General features: G+C 64.2%; 14 protein-coding genes and 1 pseudogene. 3 read left to right on the forward strand and 12 right to left on the reverse strand.

All coding sequences use genetic code 11. The features are described from left to right. Nucleotides 1-93: 93 nt before the first annotated feature. Entirely contained in the window at nt 94-2,247 is a 2,154-nt protein-coding gene (locus DXT59_RS28660) for an FUSC family protein (protein WP_162878295.1), read from the reverse strand. 241 nt (nt 2,248-2,488) lie between these two features. Further along, nucleotides 2,489-3,643 (reverse strand): porin, encoded by a 1,155-nt coding sequence (locus DXT59_RS28665; protein WP_116141659.1) that lies wholly within the window; start codon nt 3,641-3,643, stop codon nt 2,489-2,491. Nucleotides 3,644-3,966: 323 nt separating this feature from the next. Here DXT59_RS28665 and DXT59_RS28670 point away from each other — a divergent pair, with 323 nt between their 5' ends. After that, on the forward strand, nt 3,967-4,929 hold the full coding sequence (locus DXT59_RS28670) for a LysR family transcriptional regulator (protein WP_116142236.1): 963 nt from the start codon (nt 3,967-3,969) through the stop codon (nt 4,927-4,929). A gap of 132 nt (nt 4,930-5,061) precedes the next feature. Next, nucleotides 5,062-5,397, forward strand: a complete 336-nt coding sequence (locus tag DXT59_RS28675) for a DUF4148 domain-containing protein (protein WP_116141660.1) — start codon at nt 5,062-5,064, stop codon at nt 5,395-5,397. A gap of 51 nt (nt 5,398-5,448) precedes the next feature. Here the strand turns inward: DXT59_RS28675 and DXT59_RS28680 are convergent, their stop codons facing one another. The 10 genes and pseudogenes from DXT59_RS28680 to DXT59_RS28725 all read right to left on the reverse strand — a co-directional run bounded on the left by DXT59_RS28680 (nt 5,449) and on the right by DXT59_RS28725 (nt 18,053). Next, nucleotides 5,449-6,135 (reverse strand): DUF421 domain-containing protein, encoded by a 687-nt coding sequence (locus DXT59_RS28680; RefSeq protein ID WP_116141661.1) that lies wholly within the window; start codon nt 6,133-6,135, stop codon nt 5,449-5,451. After that, entirely contained in the window at nt 6,132-6,830 is a 699-nt protein-coding gene (locus DXT59_RS28685) for a DUF421 domain-containing protein (protein ID WP_240324726.1), read from the reverse strand. Before DXT59_RS28685 ends, DXT59_RS28680 begins: the two co-directional genes overlap by 4 nt. A gap of 139 nt (nt 6,831-6,969) precedes the next feature. After that, nucleotides 6,970-7,419, reverse strand: a complete 450-nt coding sequence (locus tag DXT59_RS28690; RefSeq protein WP_116141663.1) for an HU family DNA-binding protein — start codon at nt 7,417-7,419, stop codon at nt 6,970-6,972. Between the two features lie 264 nt (nt 7,420-7,683). Then, entirely contained in the window at nt 7,684-9,792 is a 2,109-nt protein-coding gene (locus DXT59_RS28695; RefSeq protein ID WP_116142238.1) for a phosphocholine-specific phospholipase C, read from the reverse strand. A 186-nt stretch (nt 9,793-9,978) separates the two neighbouring features. Beyond that, a complete protein-coding gene (locus tag DXT59_RS30900; protein ID WP_162878296.1) occupies nt 9,979-10,182 on the reverse strand; it encodes a hypothetical protein in 204 nt (67 codons plus the stop codon). A 373-nt stretch (nt 10,183-10,555) separates the two neighbouring features. Then, complete coding sequence (galU, locus tag DXT59_RS28705; protein WP_116141665.1) at nt 10,556-11,443, reverse strand: UTP--glucose-1-phosphate uridylyltransferase GalU; 888 nt, start codon at nt 11,441-11,443, stop codon at nt 10,556-10,558. Nucleotides 11,444-11,771: 328 nt separating this feature from the next. Then, nucleotides 11,772-13,565: pseudogene (locus DXT59_RS28710) on the reverse strand (glycosyltransferase); the annotation flags it as partial. A gap of 269 nt (nt 13,566-13,834) precedes the next feature. Further along, complete coding sequence (locus tag DXT59_RS28715; protein WP_116141667.1) at nt 13,835-15,301, reverse strand: efflux transporter outer membrane subunit; 1,467 nt, start codon at nt 15,299-15,301, stop codon at nt 13,835-13,837. A gap of 18 nt (nt 15,302-15,319) precedes the next feature. Beyond that, the gene (locus DXT59_RS28720; RefSeq protein ID WP_116141668.1) at nt 15,320-16,921 is read right to left on the reverse strand and encodes an MDR family MFS transporter; all 1,602 of its coding nucleotides are present in this window, start codon (nt 16,919-16,921) and stop codon (nt 15,320-15,322) included. Further along, entirely contained in the window at nt 16,914-18,053 is a 1,140-nt protein-coding gene (locus DXT59_RS28725) for an HlyD family secretion protein (RefSeq protein ID WP_116141669.1), read from the reverse strand. Before DXT59_RS28725 ends, DXT59_RS28720 begins: the two co-directional genes overlap by 8 nt. Before the next feature lie 122 nt (nt 18,054-18,175). On the opposite strand from DXT59_RS28725, the gene DXT59_RS28730 reads away from it, so the two are divergent. Next, complete coding sequence (locus tag DXT59_RS28730) at nt 18,176-18,958, forward strand: CerR family C-terminal domain-containing protein (RefSeq protein WP_116141670.1); 783 nt, start codon at nt 18,176-18,178, stop codon at nt 18,956-18,958. The last annotated feature ends 153 nt before the right edge of the window (nt 18,959-19,111 follow it).

Genomic DNA, 19,111 nt, shown 5'->3' on the forward strand with positions numbered 1-19,111 from the left:
GAAAGGAGACTTTGCATGCCGGCGTCAATAGCGGCGAAATAGCGGCGACCTTGCTCAATGCCGCGGAGCCTGCGCTCGCACGCGGCGCGCACCCTAGCGATGAAACGGCGCATCGGAGTCGAGCAGCGCGCTGCGCATGAGAGATAGGTCGCCGGACAGCCGCAGCAAGGCGGCCTGCCGTGCCCCACGCCCGGTCCTGCGCGACTGCGCATCGACCCGGGCGAGCGCGCGATCCGCGGCACGCACAGCCAGCGCCGCGCGGCGCGCATCGGGACGCTCGAAAAGATCGGCCACGCGCCGTCCGGCGTGTTCGACGCAGCGTGCCCAGCGCGGGGCGCCCGATGCGCGCGCCGGCACGAGTTGGGCGAGGTTCGCGCGCAGGTCCAGCAGCGCTTGTCCAAGTTCGAGCGTGGCGAGCAGCCAATGCCACGCCTCGTCGTAGCGCCTCGTTCCCGGTTCGAGCAGCATGCGCAACTGCGAGGAAAGATCGTGAGTCCGCCCGTGAAAGTGAGCGTCGGCCCGATCGAGCCGGGTCGTCCAGGCGAACGCCACCTCGCGACGCAGATCGCGCTGAATCCGGCCGACCACCCATGGCGTTTGCAACGGAAACACCATGGTCCCCATCAGCACGGCCACGAACAGCGCCGACACCGCCGCGAGCCCGTTGTTGAGCAGCGCATCCGGCGCATACCGCATCAGGTTGTCAGGGCCCGCCAGGACGACGAAGAAAACGCACAAACCAATGCCGTATCCCGACACGGTCGGCCGCGTCGCCAGGAAGGCGCTGCCGGCAACGATCGGCGCGAGCACGAAGCAAAGCAACGGAAAGCCGTCGATGGCCGGATAGACGTAGCAAAGATAGAGATACCCGAGCGCCACGGAGGCCGCCGCGCCCAGTGCGATCTGCATCGACAGCTTCTCCGGCCGCGGGGCGGCCGACGTCAAACCGGAGACGATCGCTGCCGCGATGACGGCGAATTCCCCGCTCGGCCACGCAGTGAACAGCCAAAACGCGCCGGCGGCGCCGACGGTCAATGCATTGCGGATGAACGTGAGCGCGACCACGTAGGCGCTCGTACGCGTGGGCGGCGGGCGCACGCGCGGCGCCGGATCGGTTCGAGACCGGCCCGCCTCCGCTTCCAAATACGCGAGCAGGCTGCCGATCAGCCGGCGCAGCGCTTCACGCATCGTATGCGCTTCGACGAACGACGCGGTTTCTTCGTTCGCGGCAGCCGGCTCCGGCGCCGCGGGCGCAAGCGAGGAAGCAAGACCGGCCAGCGCGGCGAGCGGCGCCGCATCATCTAGCGGGGACTCATCGCGGCGTAACCGGTCGATCAGCGCGGCGGCCCGCCGCAACGCCGGCCACACGCCGGCGGTCAGCGCGTTCGCCCCCACGCGATCGAGCCGTTCGAGCTGCTGCTCGAGCACGTGCAGCCGCGAGCAGAGCGCGGCGAATTCGGCGTCGATCTTGGTCAAGCGGCGGCTGCGCATGCGCAGATTAGGGTCTTCGTACGACGCGAATGTCCGCGCGGCCTCGAACCCCGCGATGCCGCCCGCGAGGGCCGCGAAGCGCTGCTGAAAAGCCGCGTCGCCGCAACGCGCGGCGAGTACGTCGGCGCATAGTTCGAGAATCGCCTGGCGGCGCCGGCGCTGTCCGTGCATGAGCGCCGTGCCCGCGCGAACGGGAAACACGAGCGCGCTGAATGCCGCCGAAACCAGAATGCCGATTGTGACTTCGGCCGCGCGCGTCATCGCCGCGATAAAGAGCGCGTCGGGACGCGTGACGACCGGTATGCCGACAAGCACCGCCGTATAACCGGCGAGCACGAAGGCATACCAGCGGAAATGCCGGAATCGAACCGCGAGTGCCGTACAGCTAGCCGTCCAAAGCGTGAGTACCGCAAGATAGAGTTCCGGCTGCTGTGGAAATACGGCGCCGAACACCACGGCGGCGATCGCCCCCGCCGCCGTGCCGAGGACGCGATAAAAACACTTCGCGAGGACCATGCCCGTTACGGGCTGCATCAAAACGAAGACCGTCACCATCGCGACGGGAGGCGCCGGCAACTCGAGCGTCATTGCGATGCCGAGCGCGGTCAAGGCCGCGGCCGTAGTCTTGATGAGGTGAAGCCATATCAAACCGTCGCGCGCGGCGAAATCCGCGGCGGCGGCGCGCAACCGCCGAAAAAACTTGGACGCGGCGCTTCGTTGCGAAAGCGGCGATTCGGGAAGAGATTGGGAAGTCACGATTGCGTTAGCGCGGGCGCTGCGTGCAAAGGCGAAACAGAATCAGGCGCCGCCGTTGCAACGGCATGTCGAATAGGGCCCGCCGCGTTACACCTGAAACGGCCCGCGGCAGTCTCAAAAAAAAAGCGCGGCGAGAACGCCGCGCAAAAACTCACTCAAGAGACTCAAGGGACTACCGCTCTCGCGAAGCGAGAGCGCACTACAGACTACAGACTACGAACTACAGGGGTACCGGATTCCGTTAGAAGCGCGTACGCATCCCGAGCGTGCCGACGACCTGGTTTGCCGTCGACGAAGCGCCGCCCGCGGTGTTCAGGAAGGCGACGTAGTGGCTGCCCGACGCGTGCTGATACATCGCTTCGAGATAAACGTCCGTGCGCTTGGACAGTGCATAGACAGACTGGAAATCGACCGAATGCCACTTCGGATCGTTGCCGTACGTCGCCGTGTTGTCGACATGGCCGTCGGTGTACGTATAGGCAAGACCCAACGTCAGTTGCGGGGTGACCGCATACTTGCCGTTCACTTCATAGTTGTTGAACGACACGTTCGAGCCGGTCGAACCGAAGGACGTCGAGTTCTCGAAGAGGCTGTGGGTATAGACGAAACCGGCCGTCACGGGGCCGATCGCATAGTTCACGCCGCCGCCGATCACGCGTTGCACGCCCGCGCCCAGCACGAAGCCGCCCTTGTTATTGGCGGCCGATTCGGCGATATCGACGGCACCGGGACTGCTCGCGCTCGTACCTGTCGAGCCGTTGATCTGCAGGTAGCCGGCAGCGACGTTCAACGGGCCGTTGTTGTAGCTCACGCCGAAGCTATAGGCGCGATCGGCGGAGAAATTCTGGTTGTTCGAAAACGCGTACATACCGCCGAACTTCAGCCCATGGTAGCTGTTGCTCGCATATTTGACGGCGTTGTTGATCCGCACCGAGTGGTTCAGATTGTCATTGTCGAACGGATGCGCGAAACCGGCGTCGCCGAAGGTTCCGGCAGTCGCGGACAACGGAGCGACGTAATCCACGACGGAATCGTATTGACGGCCCAGCGTGAGCGTGCCGAACGTGCGGCTCGAAAGACCGAGGTAGGCTTGACGGCCGAAGAATCGGCTGTCTTGCCCCAGCTTGCCGTTTTGCACGTTAAATCCGTTCTCCAACACGAACAGCGCCCTCAGGCCGCCGCCGAGATCCTCGCTGCCGCGAACGCCGAAACGGCTGCCGTTGATGTTGCCGCTCGTCGCTTGCCACAACGGGCCGTGCGCGCCGCCGCTGGCCACGTTGTTCGTGTACATGATCCCGGCATCGATCAGGCCGTACAGCGTTACCGCGCTTTGTGCATGCGCCGCCGACGCGGCGACCAAACCCACTGCGGACAGTGCCAAGTGCAACTTTTTCACGTAAGAGCTCCACGATTGTTCGGATGACTGAATGAATCAGCGGACGAGAGTGTAGGAATTGCCGCGCTCGAGAAAAGCCTATTCATTCGGATCGCTCCGTTCCGTGGACGCGCGTAATGATTCAAGCATTAGTCACAGTGCCGCCGCGGCGGGCCTCGGCGGGGCGCGCCGGCATCGATTCGCGCGGTGGCGGCCCCATGCCAGTTGCATCGAAACCACACGGCGCGCGGTGGCCCATCGCCTTCCAACGCTGGTTACATTTGAAATGCGCCATGCGCGGCGATGAAACAGCGACGAAACGGCGCACCGCGATACTTCGCCGAATGAACACCTTGCACAACATGCAGATCTTCGTCCGCGTCATCGATACGGGCAGTTTCACCGCGGCGGCGGCATCGCTCGACGTAGGCCTAGGCACCGCCTCGCGAGCGATCAGCGAACTCGAGGAACATCTGCGCACACGGCTCATCCACCGTTCCACGCGACGTATTGCCCCGACCGCCGAAGGCCTCGTCTATGCCGAACGATGCCGGCGCATTCTCGCCGAGGTCGTGCGAGCCGAGGACGACACCGCGCGCGCCGCGGACCGTCCGAGCGGTCTACTGCGGCTTCATAGCCTGGCGAGCCTCGGTCAGCGGCACGTGATGCCCGCGATCAAGGACTATCGGGTCCGCTATCCCGAAGTGCAGGTGGAATTGAGCCTATCGCAGTCGCTGCCCAATCTCTTCGACGGGATGCACGATGCGTCGGTCGTCGCTTTGTCGTCGCAGTCCGACAGCAGTATGACCTCGCACCGGATGGGCTACTCGCACAGCATCTTGTGCGCGTCGCCCGCCTATTTGGATGCGCGCGGCGAACCCGATTCGCCGCACGAGTTGCCGTCGCATTCATGCCTGACGCTCGGCACCGGCGTAGCCGCTCCCAGCGTATGGCGCTTGGAGGGACCGGACGGCGAAGTCGTCGTTCAGGAAGTGGAAAGCGTGGTCAGCATCAACATCGCGGAATCGCTGGCGACTGCGGCGCGCGAGGGTATGGGCATCGCGGCTATTCCGGCTTATGCCGCGCTGGACGAGCTACGCGACGGCACGCTCGTGCGCGTGCTGCCGCACTACACGCTCGATACGCGTCAGGTGTGCCTGCTCTATCCCTCGCATAAGTTCGTCGATGCGCGCACGCGCTCATGGATCAACTTCATTAGCGAGTGGCTGCCTCCTCGACTCGAACGCGATGCGTCGACGCTGAACGACCTCGCGATCGGCATGCGAGGGCAAACCGTCGCCGCCTGAATAGGACGATTGCGGCCGTTGCCGGAAAGAATCGTTCTGGGCACCCGCCTTAAACCCACGCGCAGGCGGTTCTACACTGGGTCATCGATTCGGTACGTATGCCGATCACTTCAACCCACGGAGATCATCAACGTGAAACCGCTTGTCCGCGCCATTGCGCTCGCCTCTGTCCTTATCGTTCCGGCCGTTTCGTTCGCGCAATCGCAATCGAACGGGCCCATCACACGCGAGCAGGTACGCGCCGAACTCATCCAACTCGAAAGCACGGGCTGGCGCCCCGCCGCGGGCAACGACCCGCATTACCCGGAAGACATCCAAGCCGCCGAAGCGAAGGTGGCGGCGATGAATGCCGCGAGCGGCTACGGCGGCAGCGCGAACGGAAGCGCGAACGCGGGCCAGCCGCATCTCGCGCAACCGCGCGAACCGGAAACGTCCCCCGCGCCCGCTTCGCTCTACCGCAATCATTGAACGATCGAGGCGACCGCGCCCGGCGTCTGTCGCGCGGCCGCCGCGCGAATGCTAGGCGCTCTCCTCCGGCAGCCGCACGGCCGATTCCCATCGGCAGGCGTTGCATGCAGGGCAACGCTCGGTGGGCCGCTCGGCACTCGCGCGTGTGAGCCCGCAACGCCAACACGCGAAAAAACCGTCCGCCGCGTAGCCGTCCAGTTTTTCAACGTCCATGTCGGGCCGCAGCGGCAGCCCGGGTTCCGGCCGCTTACGCTTGACGAAGCTGACCGAGCCCGATGCTTCGAGATATACGCGGCGAAGCTGTCCGAGGTGGGCGATACCGGCGGCGCGCAATTCCGACGCGAGCATCTCGCGCGAGATGACGCTTCGGTTCAGTTGTTCGATCAAAATGCGTCCATCCTTCAGCAGGATGGTCACGTCGCCTTGCGTCATGATTTCGATGCGCCGCCAGCGCAAGCTCGCCCTCGCGCTCGCGCGCTGCAGGAAGACGACCGCCAGCAACACGGCCAACGCCGGCAGCACGCCTTGCGACGGCACCTGGATCGGCACGCCGATCGCCGCGCCCAGCATCAGAATTACAGCCAACTCGGTGATGCTCAGTTGCGCCGCCACGCGCTTGCCCATCATGCGCATCGCAATTAACAGCATCGCGTACATAAACGCGGCGCGTGGGACGACCTCGATCAGGAACGGCCACGGACCCTCGCCGATCAGTAGCCGATCGATGAACGCGCTCATCGTTCCAGTTCCCTAACCGCCGGCATCCATCGCGAGCCGTCGCAATGCGCGCACGGCGCATCGGGCTGATGCTGCGCTTCGAGCGCGCCGCCGCACTGCTCGCAAACATACCAGCCCTGTACCGCCCCTTCGCGCACCAGTTCGGTGTCGATGCGAGGCAGGACGCTCAGCCCCGGACGCACGGGCCGCGCGGGAACGACCGAGAATGCCCCGGACGGCTCCATATAGAGGCGACCAATCTGACCGAGGTGCTGCAGGCCCCGCATGCGGATCGCCTCGAACACTTTCTCCTTGGGCATGGCGGTGCGGCGCAACGCGCGAGCGTCGAGCCGGCCGTCGCTGACGAGCAGCGTGATGTCGGTCGAAATCAGCGTCTCGACTCGGCGGCTTTTGGTGCCCGCTCTCGCGAGCGTGCGTTGCAGCACCACCGCGACGAGCGCAATGACGAGCGGCGGCAGCATGCCGCGATTCGACGCCTGCAGCGGCACGCCGATGGCCGCGGCCAGGGTCACGGCAATCGATATTTCGAACAAGGTGTACTGCGCCGCAACCCGGCGCCCGAGCAGGCGCATCGTGACCGTCAGTAGAAACCAGGTGAGGCCCGTCCGGAGCAGGACCTCGAGCAGGAAGGCCGCCGATGCGTCACCAAACAGGAAGCGATGCCAGCCGGTGACGTTGAACGGGTGGTTTTGCATGCGAGCCTCTCGACGAGATGGCTGCTGCAACGCACGCCGCATGCCCGCTTGGTACCCACGAGCGCAAACCCGGCGGCCATAAAAAAATCCGCAAAGGCATCTCTGCCCTTGCGGATTCTTGCTTACTGCAACGGCCGGGTTAGCCCGCTGCCGCGTCCTTCAGCTTCTTCAGCGCACGTGCCTTGATGCGCACGCTGGCCGGCTTGGCCGGGAACCAACGCTCTTGACCCGTGAACGGATCCTTGCCGAAGCGCTTCTTCTTCGCCGGAACGGCTTGAACGACGATCTTGAGCAGACCCGACAGCGTGAACTCGCCTGCGCCCTTCTTGTGGACCGAGCCGAGGATCGTGTCTTCGAGCGCCGCGAGGACGGCCTTGACCGACTTCGGTTCGACAGCCGCGCGCTCCGCGAGGTGAGCAGCCAGCGAGGCCTTCGTGAAGGTGTCCTTGATCGGCGACGGAGCGCCGGACGCCTTCACGGCGACCTTCTTAGCCGCGGCAGTCTTCGCCGGAGCAGCTTTCTTCGCAACTGCCTTTTTCGCCGGTGCGGCAGCAGCCTTTTTCGCAACCTTCTTTGCGGAAGTAACCATGTTTCTCCTACCTGTTGGTCGTTGAACGCGTGAAACGGGCACCATGTGCAACGCTTCAACGCCGGATTCTACAAGCGCCGCGCGGCTTCATGCATCTCTTTTTGTATTTCGGGAGCGTGTTTACAGGGGTTTTGTTGCGCGGGGCCGACTATTTCGCGGCTGGGCGGGCCTGTCGTCGATCGGCGAGCGCCTTCGACGACAGGTGTAGAGGGTTTGACCGAGGGGGCAAGCCCCCTCGAATCGAGCGCGCTCGGAGAGCCGCGCTCAGGCGATGCCGAGCGCGGGATCGCTCATGCTGTGGCGGCCCGTTTCGACGTGACCGGCCAGCATGCGCACGAACAACGGGTCGGTGTCGACGCTCACGTGCAAGTCGTACCAGGCATGGTGCGCGCGCAAATCGACATACAGGTCCACACTTTCGCCGCCGGCGACGCGGCGCTTGTGCGTCGTGCCGTCGTACCCGTTGACGATCGTGAACTCGCAAGCCGCCGACCCCTTGTTTTGCAGGCACAATTCGATGTTGCCGTTGGCCACGTCGTACGACTCGACGACCTCGGGCACGGCCACGCCCGCGCTCCACCAATGGGCTGCGACGGCGCGTCCGGCGAAATGCCGCGCGAAACCGTTCGGCCCGTGGACGGCGAAATCGTAGCTGCCGTCCAAGTTGAGCGCGAATTCGTCGGCGAGGTGCTTGTGCGGCTCGACGGTATAGGCGCGCGGCGCCTCGAGGCTATGCGCCTTGTAGACCTGAAAAGCGGCGCCCGCGTGGCCCGTGTTCGTAAACTTCAAGCGCAGTTGCGCATCGCCCGCATCCGCATGCGCGCGCACGAAAAGCTCATAGGGCAGCGCACGCGCCGGGCGCACGCCCGGTTCCTGCGCGGGCTTGGCCTGCACGAGCGGCGGCAACGGCACGTAGTCGGGGTGGCGCTGCTGGTCGGGCGGGGCATAGCCGGTCGTGCTCGGCAGCGTCGGGAACGCCGCGTTGGGGTTCGCGAAATCGAATGCGCGCGTCAAATCGCCGCAAACGGCCTTGCGCCACGGCGTGATGTTCGCCTCGCACAGGTTGTGCGCATGGCCGAAGCGGCGGGCGATGAAGCGAATGATCGACGTATGGTCGAACGTCTCCGAGCAGACCCATCCGCCCTTGGACCACGGCGACACCACGAGCATCGGAACGCGCGGCCCCAAGCCGTAGGGACCGGCCGGATAGCTGGCGTTGCCGGGGAAATACTCGTTCGCGGTATCGACGGTCGACAAGCCCGTCTCCTTCGACCACGGCGCGAACGGCGGCGCCACGTGATCGAAAAAGCCGTCGTTCTCGTCGTAGGTGATAAGCAAAGCGGTCTTGCTCCATAGCGCCGGATTGGACGTCAGCACCTGCAGCACTTGATCGACATACCACGCGCCGTAGTTCGCGGGCCAGTTCGGATGCTCGGAGTAGGCCTCCGGGGCGACGATCCACGACACCTGCGGCAGCGTGCCGTTCGCGACGTCATGCTTGAGCACGTCGAAATAGCCGCCGCTGACGGCGACGTTCGTCCCCGTGCGCGCGCGCTCGTAAAGCGGATCGCCCGGCTGCGCGTTGCGATATTGGTTGAAGTAGAGCAACGAGTTGTCGCCGTAGTTGCCGATGTAGGCATTCTGCGTCCAGCCCCAGGAACCGGCCGCGTTCAAACCCGTGCCGATATCCTGATAGATTTTCCACGAGATGCCGGCCGATTGGAGCACCTCGGGATACGTGGACCAGCCGTAACCTGCCTCGGCGTTGTCGATGACGGGACCGCCGCCCTTGCCGTCGTTGCCTACCCAGCCCGTCCACATGTAGTAGCGGTTCGGGTCGGTGGGCGTCATGCCCGAGCAGTGATAGGCGTCGCAGATCGTGAAGGCATCGGCAAGCTGATAGTGGAACGGAATGTCTTGGCGCGTGAGATACGCCATCGTCGTCGTCCCCTTGGCGCTGACCCATTGGTCGTAACGGCCGCCGTTCCAGGCGTTATGCGTCGTCGTCCAATCGTGGGGCAAGTCTTGCAGGAACTGCATCCCGAGATCGGGCGCGCTCGGCCGGAACGGCAGCACCTCGCCCGCATCGGCCAGCAAAGGCTGCTGCCACACGCTATTGCCGTTGGGCAAGCGGATCGCGCGCCGGTCGCCGTAACCCCGCACGCCGCGAAGCGTCCCGAAGTAATGGTCGAACGAGCGATTCTCTTGCATGAGAATCACGATGTGCTCGATGTCGTTGATGCTGCGCGTGGCGTCGTTCGCGGGAATCGCGAGCGCATTGCGGATACCGGCGGGCAACGCGCCCATCGCGGCGGCCGCGCCTGCCGCTTGAGCGGCGGCGCGCAGAAAATCACGGCGGCTTTTCGATGTCATATGGAATTCGTATATCTGACGAAGGAATGGAACGATGACGGCCTCGCCATCGGCGACGCACATCGGCGCACTACGGCAAAACGAACGACTGCAAGACAACGGCAACGGATGGCACTACGAAGATAGGCGATAAGCGCGTCGTTCCGGCATGCACGCTCCCGCCTCGATGCTGGCCGAGCAAACGAATCAGTCGGCGGTGTGCATGACGGGCGGCAGCAGCGCATCGGATGCACCGCGCGCGGAAGCGCCCTCCTGCATGTCGAATCCCTGCGCGCGGTTGCCCGCTTGCGGCGCTACGCTGTCGCGCGTTCCCGGCAGCATCGCCGCGGCGCCGGCCGCGCTCGATCGCGCATCGAGATCGTCGTGACGGCCGTCGCAGCCGGCAGCCAACGCGCAAGCCGCCCCGGCCGCGACCGCGGCAAACGCCGCGACCGGCAGGCGGCGCGCGCGGCCAAGCGGCGACGCCGGAGCGAAACGTTTGCTCCCACATAAAAGGCTAAACCACGATCGCCGCTGAGTTCGCGCCACTGTCAGCTCCCGCTCCTGAATTCGCACACCAAACCGGACGCACGGACATGCCGGCAATCCGATCGAATGGGCGATAAGCTTAGAAACGAATCGTGTCCGCTTGATGAATGGGAATGCGTCGCGAACGAGAACGCGCGCGCGGCGGCATGCCGCGCGCGCGTCGATGAGAAGAGAGGCTGGAGAAGATACCGGGCGGCCCTGGCGAGCAAGCGGCTGCTCACGGGGCGCCGCGGCTTTACGACGACGGCGCGAGATGCCCGACGTAGTCGCGCAGGTACATGTCGAAGGAACGCCCGACTTCCGGATGCCGCAGCGCGAACTCGACGGTGGCTTTTAGATAGCCGAGCTTGCTGCCGCAATCGAAGCGCTGGCCGTAGTACCGGTAGGCCAGAACCTGCTCCTCGGCGAGCAGCGCATGCAGCGCGTCGGTCAACTGCAATTCGCCTTGCACCGAAGGCTCCAGGCGCCGCAAATGCTCGAAGATGCTCGGCATCAAGACATAGCGGCCCACTACCCCGAGATTCGACGGCGCGGCTTCGGGAGAAGGTTTCTCGACGATGCCCGAGAGCTTGAAGATATCCTCCTCCCATTCGCGCCCTTCGACGATGCCGTAGGAACGGCTGTCTTCGCGCGCGATCGCTTCGACGCCGATGATCGTGCTGTGATAGTGGTTGAAGACGTCGATCATCTGCTTCATGACCGGCTGCGAGCCATGCAGCAGATCGTCGGCGAGGATCACCGCGAACGGGCTGTCGGCAACGAGCTTTTCGGCGCACAGCACGGCATGCCCGAGCCCGCGCGCGGCCGGCTGGCGCACGTAGAAGCAATCGACGTGGCTCGGTTTGATGCCGCGTACCAGTTCGAGCAGCTTCTCCTTGCCGCGCGCCTCGAGTTCCGCTTCGATCTCATACGACGTGTCGAAGTGATCTTCGATCGCACGCTTGCTACGTCCCGTCACGAAAATCAGTTCGGTGATACCCGCTTCGATCGCTTCCTCGACCGCGTATTGGATCAACGGCTTGTCGACGACGGGCAGCATCTCCTTGGGACTTGCCTTGGTGGCCGGAAGGAACCGCGTGCCCAGACCCGCCACTGGAAACACCGCTTTAGTAACTTTCAACATCGTTCGTTCCCTTGGGGTAATTGTTATCGTGACCGCGGCGTGCGCTCATCCCAAGCGGTACGCCGCTCGATGCGAGCGATCCGGGAGGATCGCGCGCCATCCACAAAAACCGGTCGTTGCGCGTCGATTACGCGACGCGCATTGTTGACGCGAACCCGCCGAAATACAGCTATCTGATCAAATAGTGGGTATTTTTATAGGCCGATCAGCGCGCGCCACGCATCGCGGCTTGCGCGAGGATGGCCGAAACGCTCTCGATCCGCTTGCGAGGCACGCACGGCTGCGACTTCGCCGCTTCGGCGCTGCGCGGCACGCTCGGCTCCTCGTCGACCACGTCGATCCGTAGCCGTGGCGCTTTCGTAAACGCCTCGAACGCATGCTTGGAGGCCACGCTATCGGCAATCGCGCGATCGAGCGCCACGCGCGCGCACCATTTCAGCGCGAGGCGCTGGGCTCTTCCGAGCGGATCCGCGCCGACGCTTTGACGCAAGTGCCATACCACCGGCCGCCGTACCAACATGCCCGCGAGCGCGCCGACGAGCATCGTCCGCGGCGTATTCGCGTAGATGACGTCGACATGCCGCGCGCGTTTAACCGTCTCCCGCACGAGCGACACGATGCCCGACAGCGTACGCGACTTCGGCTGACGCTTGGCGCTGCTCTGGCCGTACAGCACCGGAGCATCGAGTACGTCCACTGCCACGCCCGCCTCTTCCAACGCCAAACGGAACGGCCCGTCGTCGAACAGCACGACTTCGACCGATTCCCTCAGATGACTCGCGACATCGAGCAACGATACTTCCGCTTCGTCGAGCCCGCCGCTTTGATCGAGCGCGAGCACTCGTACCGACCCGGGCATCGATGCGGGCGAACGATCGCTGTCGCCGCCCGCCGAGGGCGCATCCTCGCCGAACTTCGTCGCTCCGGGCATGACTTGTTCGACGAATGACATGAAGCGCTCGCGAAACGTCGCGACGGAAAAGCGCTCCGCATTCAAACGGCAATCGAACGGCGAAAAGCGCTGCGCATTCTGCTCGAACTCCCGTACGGCGGCAACGATGGACGGCACGCTTTGCTCGCGGAAAAAGATTCCCGTGGGGTGAGGGTCGCCAAGCTCGCGCACGGTTTCGAGCGCACCGCCCTTACCGAAAGCGATCACGGGCGTGCCGCACGCCTGCGCCTCGACGGGCGCGATGCCGAAGTCCTCCTCGGCGGCGAACACGAACGCCTTCGCGCGCCGCATATGGTCATGCAAGACGGCAAAAGGCTGATAGCCGAGGATCTCGATGTTCGGCCCCGCCTTCGCGCGAATGGCCTTCATCTCCGGGCCGTCGCCGATGACGACGAGCCGTTTGCCCGGCATGCGCGAGAACGCCTCGACGATCAGATCGATCTTCTTGTACGGCACCATGCGCGAAGCGGTGAGATAGAAATCCTCCTTGTGCTCCCCGAGCTCGAACGATTGCACGTCCACGGGCGGGAAGATCACGCGGGAATCGCGGTGATAGACCTTCCTGATGCGCCGCGCGATGAAGTGCGAATTGGCGACGAAATGATCGACGGCATTGGACGTGCGCGTGTCCCAATTGCGGATGTAGTGCAGCACCGCCCGCGCCATCGCCGAACGCAACCCGCGCGTCAGGTTCGACTGCTCGAGGTATTGGTGCTGCAAATCCCAGGCGTAGCGAATCGGAGAGTGCACATAGCTGATGTGCACTTGATCGGGCCCGGTCAGCACGCCCTTGGCCACCGCGTGGCTGCTCGAGATGACGAGATCGTAAGCGCTGAGGTCGAGCTGTTCGATGGCAATCGGCATCAACGGCAGATAGGCGCGATACTTTTTGCGCGCGAGTGGTAGCCGTTGAATGAACGAAGTCGTCGCCCGTTTTCCGTGCAAGAACTTACGATCTTCAACAAAATCGACGAGGCTGAACACGTCGGCCTGCGGAAAGCAGGCGATCATCTGCTCGAGCACGCGCTCGGCGCCTGCGTAGGTGACAAGCCAATCGTGGACGATCGCCACGCGAGGCGCGCGTGCGATCGGCGCCCGTTGCGGGGCCAATGAGGCCTCGCTGTGTCGATCCAGCGTGGCGGATGCGTCGGCGAAAGTGTCGTGGCTCATGCGCTTCTCCTCTAGCCGCACTAGCCTACGAACAAAGTATTCCGGGGAAAGGCCGAAATTATTTCAAAAAAATGCAGCACCCCGCCCGGAGCGCTCTGGGCGGGGCGTTCGCATGATCGGAACGCCTTTATCTCGTCACTTTTTTATGATTTTTTTGCGCTGCCGCATGGACACGAAGCCCCCCCGATAGGTGTTCGAAAGCTTGATCCTAGAGGCGCTAGCCTATCCAAATTACATCGTTTGTAAAAGCTGCCGACGCAAGCAGCCGATCAGCTTGCCTGTGGTTGCCAGCCGAGACCCAAGCTTTTTTGCAGTTGAATGAAGTCTTCGATCAACTGGGCACGCCCCGCGATCACGTCTTGTTGCGCGCTGAACTGCGTCCGTTCGGTGTCGAGCAGGTCTATGGCGGTTGCCACGCCCGCCCTATAACGCTGGCGCATCAAGGTCGACGCCCGCCGCGCCGATGCATCCACCTCTTCGAGCCGCACGACATGCTCGCGTTGATGCCCGTAACGCGACAACGCCGAATTGGCGTCTTCGAGCGCGGCGAGCACCGTATGCTCGTAGCGGGCGCTCGCCTCGTCGCGCGAGGCCTGCGCCGAACGGACATCGGCGGCCACCCGGCCGAAGTCGAGCAGGTTCCATTGCAGATACGGCACGCCGAGCCACGAGAAATTCGTTTTTCTGAACAAGTGCCCCGGATCGGCCGCCGTGAATCCGAGGTCGCCGAGCAGCGAGACCTTCGGGAAGTAGTCGGCCACATGCTCGCCGATTTGCGCGTTGCTCGATGCGAGGCGCCGCTCGGCCGCGCGGATATCGGGACGCCGGCGCAGCAGCGCGGCGGCGTCGCCCACGGGCACGGTTGCCGGCAGCGCCGGTAGCGGGCGGGCCTCCCCGAGCTCGGCATCGAGGGCGCCGGGCGCCTGCCCCGTCAAGACGGCAAGCCGGTCGAGCGATTCGGCGACCTGCTGATCGAGCGGCACGAGCGCGGCCCGCGTCGTTTGCACTTGGCCCGCCAAGCGCTCGACGTCGACATCGGCGGCCGTTCCATGCGCGCGCCGCTGGCGCGTGAGATCGAACATTTGCTGTTGCAGCTCGGCCGATCGCTTGGCCAGCACGAGCCGTTGCTGCTCGTCGCGCAAATCGATGTAAGCCTGTGCCACTTCCGCGGCGAGCGACACCTGCGTATCGGCCAAATCCGCGTCGAGCGCGTCGGCTTCGTCGGACGCCGCCTCGATCGAGCGCCGTGTGCCGCCGAACAAGTCGATCTCCCAGGACGCATCGAGTCCCGCCGTATAAAGCTGCAATGGCCCACGGCCGCCGCTGCCGCCGTTGCCGTTCGAGGTCAGCTTCGAAAGATCGGGGCTGCGCAGACGAACGGCAGCAGCGTCGGCCGATACCTTCGGCAACTCATTCGCGCGTGCGCGCATCAACTGCGCGCGCGCGGCGCGTAACCTTGCCTGCGCCACATGGACATCAGGGTTGTGCGCGAGCGCGGCCTCGACCAGTGCATCGAGTTGCGCATCGCCCAACTGACGCCACCACGCGCTAAGCTCAGGCGCAGTGCCCACGACGGCCGCGCCGGGCGCCCGCACGAACGCGCCCGCGTTGACGGCGTCGGCCGCGACGGGGGGGGCGCCGCGATAGTCCGGGCCGACGGTGCAAGCCGACAACGCGCATAACGCGACGACGATTGAAGAAGCGGCGGCGAGCCGCGAGGAACGACGAAATGACATAGTCGAGGCCTAGAACCTTTAGTGTCCCGCCGAAGGCGAGTTGCCCGGCTGCAGCGCCGGCCGTTTGAGCATCAGTGCGAGCGGGATGCAGGCAACGAGCGCGATCGCGAGCAGGTAGAACGTTTCCGAATACGTCATGACGACGGCTTGCTGCTGGATCTGCTGGGCCAGTTGCGCAAGCGCTTGCATCTTCGCGTAGGCGGCATCGCCGGTTCGCGCGAGCCAGCTCGCCGCGCTCGCCGTGACACGCTCCTGCCCGATCAGCGAATTAGCGGTGACGGACTCGCGTAGCGCAGCGACATGGTAGGCATTGCGCCGGTCGATGATGACGCCGATCACGGCGAGTCCCACCGAGCCGCCGAGATTGCGGGCCATGTTGTATAAGCCCGCCGCGTCACCCGATTCCTCGCGCGAGACCGCCGACATCGACGCTTGATTGAGCGGCATCATCGCGAGCATCTGCCCCACGCCGCGCAGCAGTTGCGACCACATGAAATCGTGACCCGCGCTTTGCGCCGTCAAACTCGTATCGAACATGCAACTGACCGCGAAGCACACGAGCCCGCTCACGACCATCACTCGGAAATCGAGCTTGCCGAGCAACTTCGGCAAAAGCGGCATCATCAAGAATGCTGGGATTCCCGAGAGCAGCATGATGTTGCCCGATTGCTCCGCGTTGTAGCCCGAAACGAGGCTCAAGAATTGAGGCACGAGATAGGACACGCCATAGAGCCCCGCGCCGACGGCGAAGACGATGACGATGACGCTCGCATAGCGCGGATTGCGCAGCAGCGCGAGCCGCATGATGGGTTTGGCCGCAACGAACTGCGAGATGCCGATCAAGATGAAACCAAGCAACGTGATCGCCGAAAACGTCACGATCTCGCTCGACTCGAACCATTGATGCCGCTGCCCCTCTTCGAGCACGAGCGTGAGCGAACTGAGGCCGATCGACAATCCCACGATACCGATCCAATCGGCGTTCACGAAGTCGTGCCAATGCGGCCGATCGGCGGGCAGTCCGGCAACCAGCAACGCAAGCAGTGCGATGCAGACCGGCAGATTGATGAAAAAGCACCATTTCCACGATACGTTCTCGGCCAGCCATCCGCCGAGGACGGGCCCCAGCAGTGGTCCGAGCAAGACGATGAGACCGAAAATCGTCATGCCGACGGCGAGCTGCGAGCGCGGTAGCCGAGTACGAATGATCGTTTGCGCGGTCGGGATCATCGCGCCGCCCGTGAACCCTTGCCCAACGCGGCCGATGATCATCCACTCCAGCGAATGCGATGCGCCGCAAACCATCGAGAACACCATGAACAACGCGGCGTTCGTCAGCAAGAAGTTGCGGAGCCCGAACACGCGCGTGAGCCACGCGGCAAGCGGGATCATGACGATCTCGGACATGAGATAGCCCGTCGAGATCCAGGTCCCTTCCGTGCCCGTCGCTCCCACCGAGCCTTGTATCTGCGGCAGCGCCGAGTTCGTGATCGAGATGTCGAGCGTCGCCATCAATGCGCCGAGCGAACCCGCCGCCACGGCGATCCAATCGACCGCGTGCGCGCGCTCCGGTTGACTCGGCACGGCGCCGCCGGCCTGGGCCGATGCGGTGTTAGCCATGCGCGTTCTCGCCGGCGAGCCCCCGGTCGTCGGCCTGGGCCGGCCGCGTATCGACGTCGACCGTCACCGACAGACCCGGCAACAGCAATGCGCGCGTTTTCGGATCCGCATCCACGCGGATTCTCACCGGCACGCGTTGCACGATCTTCGTGAAATTGCCGGTCGCATTCTCGGGCGGCAGGAGCGCGAATTGAGAACCGGTACCGGGCGCGAAGCTGTCGACGACGCCGTGCAGGTCGATGCCGCGCAGCGCATCCACGTGCAGCGTCGCCCGTTGTCCCGGGCGCATGCCGCCTATTTGCGTTTCCTTGAAATTCGCCTCCAGATAGAAGCTTTGCACCGGCACGACGGAGAGCAGGCGCGTGCCGGGCTGTACGTATTGCCCCACCCGCACGGACCGGTCGCCGACCTTACCCGCCACCGAGCTGTAAAGCGTCGTATCGTTCACATCCAATTGCGCTTGGCGCAAGCTCGCGCGCGCCGCTTCGAGCTGAGCGCGGGCTTGCGCGATCTGCGCCGTCGTGGCGTCCACTTGTGTCTGCGCGGAGCGCACGGCGGCCGCGTTGGCCTCGACCGTCGCACGCGCTTGATCGCGCGTACTAACCAAACTCGCGAGCCGCTCGCTCGTTTCGGCACCCGTCGCAGCGAGGGGTGCGTAGCGGCTCACATCGTCTTGCGCATGGCGCGCCGCGACACGCGCAACTTGTTCTTGCGCCTGCGCTTGCGCGACGCCCGCCTGCTGCTGCTTCAAATCGGCCTGCGCCCGGGCCAAGTCGGCCTCGCGCGCATCGACCGTGGCCTGTGCCTGGGCGAGCGATGCTTCGTACTGCCGAGTATCGAGCCGCACGAGCGGCGCGCCAGCCGCGATCGATTCGTTGTCGCGTATATAAACTTGGGTGACGTACCCGCTGATTTTCGGTGCGATGGTCACGCTATCCGCTTGCAGATAGGCATCGTCGGTGCTTTCGATAAAGCGTCCGACTGTCCACCAGTGCGCGGTCCAGGCGATACCGGCTACGAGCGCGACGATCAGCACGCCGATAAGCCAAACGCGACTACGCGCGCGTCGCGGGGCTCCCCCACCCTCTTGTTGCGTCTGGCCGCGTGGCCGCGCTTCCGTTGTCGTTGACATGATTGCCGTGTCCCGCCCTGAAGAAAAAGTCATTTCGTCACAATTATTCCAGTTGGAAAAAATGTGTCAAGTGATATATTTCTGACGGTCACCGCTGTAACCGTTAGAAAGGAATCGACGTCATGACTGAGACGAAGCGCCCCCGCCGCTCGACTGAAGGGGGCTATGCGCGCGGTGAGGAGACCCGCCTGCGCATCATCCAAGCCGCCATCGAACTGTTCGGCGAGCATGGATTCGTTGCGGCTTCGACGCGCGATATCGCGGCGAAAGCCGGCGTGAACGCGCCGGCGCTGCAGTACTACTTCGAGAACAAGGAAGGCGTTTATCGCGCCTGCGCGGAGCATCTCGCCGACGAAGCCTGGAAAAGGTTCGAACCGGTGGTTCGCCGTTCGACGCAAACGCTGGAATCGAGCGACGACGTGCCGGCGCTGATCGAGGCATTTATCGAGCTGCAGAACGTCATGATGGACAAAGCGCTCGAAACGTCGAAAGCGCCCACGCTGCGGCTGTTTTTTGTCCGGGAGCAAGGGGGACGAGAGCCGCCGATCGCCACCGAGATCATTCAGGAGCGCGTGCGGCGGCCGTTGATGGGCGTGGCCACTAAGCTCGTCTCGAAGATCTGCGGGATGCCCCCGGACGACCCGCTAACGATCATGCGCCTTCTATCGCTGCATGGTCAGTTCATGCTCTTTCACACGGCGCCGCGCAGCCTCTTGACGCTGTTCGGCTGGTCTACGCTCGATACGGAGAAAATCGAGTTCGTCAAAGAAGCGGTGTTCTCGAACACGCGCACCTTGCTAAGGATGTGGGCAGGCGAGCATGCCGCCGCACAAGCGGCCCGTAAAAAAAACACAAGCGCGCCGCCTCGGACCAAGCGTTCCAACCGCGCCAGTGCAAAGGGCTGAATGATTCATTCGGGGAAAGTACCGCGCCTTTCCGCATGCTTGCTTGCACGACAAGGTGAGGGTTTGCGGGAGCGGGGGACCTGCTACGGTTCGAAGCACCGCCAGGCAGCGGTTCGCAGCTCGCGCAGCGGCGCCTGAGGTGAGGGTTTTCGG

The sequence above is a fragment of the Trinickia diaoshuihuensis genome (genome assembly GCF_003390925.1).
Taxonomy (GTDB): domain Bacteria; phylum Pseudomonadota; class Gammaproteobacteria; order Burkholderiales; family Burkholderiaceae; genus Trinickia; species Trinickia diaoshuihuensis.